The organism is Candidatus Schekmanbacteria bacterium (genome assembly GCA_003695725.1).
Taxonomy (GTDB): Bacteria; Schekmanbacteria; GWA2-38-11; order GWA2-38-11; family J061; genus J061.
Genome location: RFHX01000204.1, coordinates 1 through 3,405, shown reverse-complemented (window position 1 = coordinate 3,405; position 3,405 = coordinate 1). Strand labels below are relative to the sequence as shown.

Genomic DNA, 3,405 nt, shown 5'->3' with positions numbered 1-3,405 from the left:
TAAATCTCTTTGAAACTGATCTCGATAAAATCAAAAATCGAAAATGTTGGTCAGTGATGCATCCGGAGACTCCGGGATGCAGAAAGTGTGAAACACAAGACAATATGAATATGGAAGTTGATATCAATGGTAATCTTAAAAATATCATATTTACCAATTCATTGATTGCGGATAATGTACTTATCAAAGTAATACAAGATATATCAAAGATTTTAAAGAAACTTCATAACATTGAAACAGAAGTATCAAACTTAAGAAAGCTTGTTGATTCCACATTTGGCAATTCAGATTTCTTAACCTCTTGCTCTATCTGCACTAAAATTAGGTTGAAAGACGGCACTTGGGTATCGCCATCAAATATAGAAAATCTTATGTCAAGTGGATATATTTCTCACGGATTGTGTCCTGAGTGCGCAAAACCATACATCGATGAAATTATGAAAAAATAAGAAAATTTTCATTCTTCAAATTCTTCTTGAAAATCCTTAACACCTTTACCGCCTACTTTCTGAAGTGGGATTTTCCAAAAATTCGAATTTCCCGGATTCTTAAGTGTCATTTCAAGAATTTTATCAAGACTTCCTTCCGGCATCCCCATAAATTTTTCTGCAGTCTTAACGGCAGATCTCAACTCATCAGGGTCAGTTATTCTTGTAAGCTCACCTTCAACTATTACAGACTTCCATGACCTGCTTGCCGGATAATCCTGCGGCACCCAATAAACGGTAAATGAAACTTTTTTACTCTTTTCAATATATTCCATTTTCTTCCCTGTAGGGCCAAGGGTAATGTAGATTGTTTTTTTATCGTAGAAATATGCCAAAGGAATTCCATATGCAGATTCACCATTGGTTAAAGATAAAATACCTACTCTTTGCTCTTTTAAAAAAGAATCTATCTCTTCTTCCGACAATGCTTCAACATTGCTTTTAGTTTTCATATTTTCACTCTCCCTTATTAAAATAAGGTAATAAAAAGTTATAAAGCATGGTCAAGAAGCATTATCATCTGATTTTTTGGCAATGTCTCCTTTGTAATTGCTATCTCATCTGTAGCCATCAATGAAACATTCCTTTTCCTATCAATAAATTCTTCAATCCTTGCAAGTGGGAATCCGCATTTATCAGTTTTATAATGCATCGGAATAACGATTTTAGGATTGATTTTTTCAATTACCCTATCTGCAACATTCCCATTGATAGTAAACATACCTCCAACAGGAATTAGCAAAACATCGACATCTCCTATTTTTTCCGCCAATGCATCATCAATTTCGTGTCCCAAATCGCCTAAATGGCATATATTAACCCCATCGATTGCAAATGTGTAAATTATTATCGTTCCTCTCTGTTGCCCCTCTTCTGTATCGTGATATGCTTCAACACCCTTAAACTCAATCCCTTTTACTACAGTAACACCCGATTTGTTTACCACTTCGAATTCACCTTTCAATCCCTTTGTATATCCATGGTCTGCATGGTCATGAGAACATAAAACTATATCAGGAGTGTCTGGAATTTCTCCATAACCAATCGCTCCATCATAACCACCCGGTTCATAAGGGTCGGTAATAATTTTCAACCCATTGTCTGCTGTAATTAAAAAAGAGGCATGTCCATACCATTTAAGTTTCACCACTTTCCCTCCTATTTAAATGTAAACCTGTCTGTAAAAGAATTCGCTATGATACAGAATTTTTGTTGTCAATCCTACCCATATTTTTTAATAATATCAAGTCATCACTTATTCAAGATCACGAAAAAATATGGCAGCTTTTTTGAATGAAAAAAAGAAAGATAGAAATGAAGAAAAAATCTATTTTTGATATACATCTCCATACATCAAGGTACAGTTTTTGCAGCAATCTTCTGCCGGAAGATCTCATAAAATACGCTAAAAGAAGAAACCTCGATGGAGTTGTAATAACTGAACATGGAAAGGTATGGAGTCAAAGTGATTTATATAGACTACAGGAATCTGCTGAAAAAGATAATCTCAAAATCTTTTCAGGTCAGGAAATCAGAGTATTGGGAAGTGATGGACGGGAAGGGGATGTGTTGGTTTACGGAATAAACAAAGACTTTGAAGAATATTTACCGATTGATGAGCTTTTAAAAATTGTGGATTCAGAAGGCGGTGTTGCCGTTGCAGCACATCCAAGAAGAAATATATTGGGACTTCACGATGATATATACCTCTATCAATTTCACGGTGTTGAAATATTGAATTCAAACTATAATAGTGATGAAATTCTTATTTCTTTGAATGATATGAAATATCTCAACTGCGCATTTACAGGCGGAAGCGATGCGCATTCCATTGATAGAATTGGCAGATATGTTACAATCTTTTATGAGCCCATAAACTCAATAGAGGACATCGTAAAAGCAATCAGGAAAAAAAAATGCTTTCCTGCAGCCGGATTTATAACTGAAGAAAAGATAGGTGAGATCTTGGAAAAGAAGAATTTGGAGATTTTGAATATTAAACAATCCATTCCCTAATATGAAAAAATCTTTCATCCATTTAATTCTGTTAATTGCAACAATCTGCACTACCCTTTTTATGGGTGCCTTTTTCGAAGGTGGGAATCCTTTGGAAAGGATAGGCGATATATGGTTAGGACTCCCATATTCATTGACTCTTCTTACTATTCTCGGCGCTCACGAATATGGGCATTATAGAATGTGCCGCAAACACCTCGTGCCTGCCACTTTGCCCTATTTCATCCCTGCCCCGCCTCCTTTTATCTTAGGCACTTTTGGAGCTGTAATAAAAATAAAAGCTCGAATGCCTGACAGGAAAGCACTTTTCGATGTGGGCATTACAGGTCCCATACTTGGATTAATAATTGCAATTCCTGCCTGTATCATTGGTGTTGCTACTTCAAATGTAGTGCCTGTTACAGGTGAAGAAGGCATAGTGCTTGGAGATTCTCTTCTTTTCTCTTTAATCGTTTATCTGATTAAAGGACCTCTTCCTGACGGATATGATTTAATGCTAAACTCCGTTGCTTTTGCTGGATGGTTTGGACTTCTTGTAACAGCATTCAATCTTCTTCCTTCAGGTCAACTTGATGGAGGACATATCATTTATGCTGTGCTCGGTGAAAAAGCGGAAATATTGGGGAAAGTGGTCCTTTTTATTCTCATTATTCTTGGTTTATTTTGGCCCGGCTGGTTTTTCTGGTCCATATTGCTCGTAGTGCTCGGATTTAAACATCCGCCGCCTTTAAATGATTATATTCCACTTGATAGTAAAAGAAAAATGATGGCACTGTTAATATTGATTGTTTTCATCTTGACATTTATTCCTGTGCCAATTGAAATAAGGTAAAAAAAGAATGTTTATCCCTATAAAGGATGACAATCCAACAAAACATTTTCCCTTTGTTACTATACTTTT

The 3,405-nt window shown here is 35.8% G+C and carries 5 protein-coding genes; 3 read left to right on the top strand and 2 right to left on the bottom strand.

The genetic code is table 11. The features are described 5' to 3' along the window. Positions 1–449: hypothetical protein (locus D6734_08160; GenBank protein ID RMF94296.1), on the top strand; the 449-nt coding region annotated here is incomplete at its 5' end. 8 nt (positions 450–457) lie between these two features. Here the strand turns inward: D6734_08160 and D6734_08155 are convergent. Both D6734_08155 and D6734_08150 read right to left on the bottom strand, forming a co-directional pair. Continuing rightward, the gene (locus D6734_08155) at positions 458–940 is read right to left on the bottom strand and encodes a pyridoxamine 5'-phosphate oxidase family protein (GenBank protein ID RMF94295.1); all 483 of its coding nucleotides are present in this window, start codon (positions 938–940) and stop codon (positions 458–460) included. Between the two features lie 38 nt (positions 941–978). Continuing rightward, on the bottom strand, positions 979–1,650 hold the full coding sequence (locus D6734_08150) for an MBL fold metallo-hydrolase (GenBank protein ID RMF94294.1): 672 nt from the start codon (positions 1,648–1,650) through the stop codon (positions 979–981). Positions 1,651–1,781: 131 nt separating this feature from the next. Between D6734_08150 and D6734_08145 the strand changes: the two genes are divergently transcribed. Both D6734_08145 and D6734_08140 read left to right on the top strand, forming a co-directional pair. After that, on the top strand, positions 1,782–2,504 hold the full coding sequence (locus tag D6734_08145; GenBank protein ID RMF94293.1) for a PHP domain-containing protein: 723 nt from the start codon (positions 1,782–1,784) through the stop codon (positions 2,502–2,504). A 1-nt stretch (position 2,505) separates the two neighbouring features. Beyond that, positions 2,506–3,336 carry a site-2 protease family protein gene (locus D6734_08140; protein RMF94292.1) on the top strand — a complete coding sequence of 277 codons (831 nt, stop codon included), beginning with the start codon at positions 2,506–2,508 and terminating at the stop codon, positions 3,334–3,336. The last annotated feature ends 69 nt before the right edge of the window (positions 3,337–3,405 follow it).

What these genes read in the sequence shown, in the direction of transcription:
- D6734_08155 (RMF94295.1), bottom strand. Translation starts at nt 940, where the DNA reads ATGAAAACTAAAAGCAATGTTGAAGCATTGTCGGAAGAAGAGATAGAT.
- D6734_08145 (RMF94293.1), top strand. Translation starts at nt 1,782, where the DNA reads ATGAAAAAAAGAAAGATAGAAATGAAGAAAAAATCTATTTTTGATATA.
- D6734_08140 (RMF94292.1), top strand. Translation starts at nt 2,506, where the DNA reads ATGAAAAAATCTTTCATCCATTTAATTCTGTTAATTGCAACAATCTGC.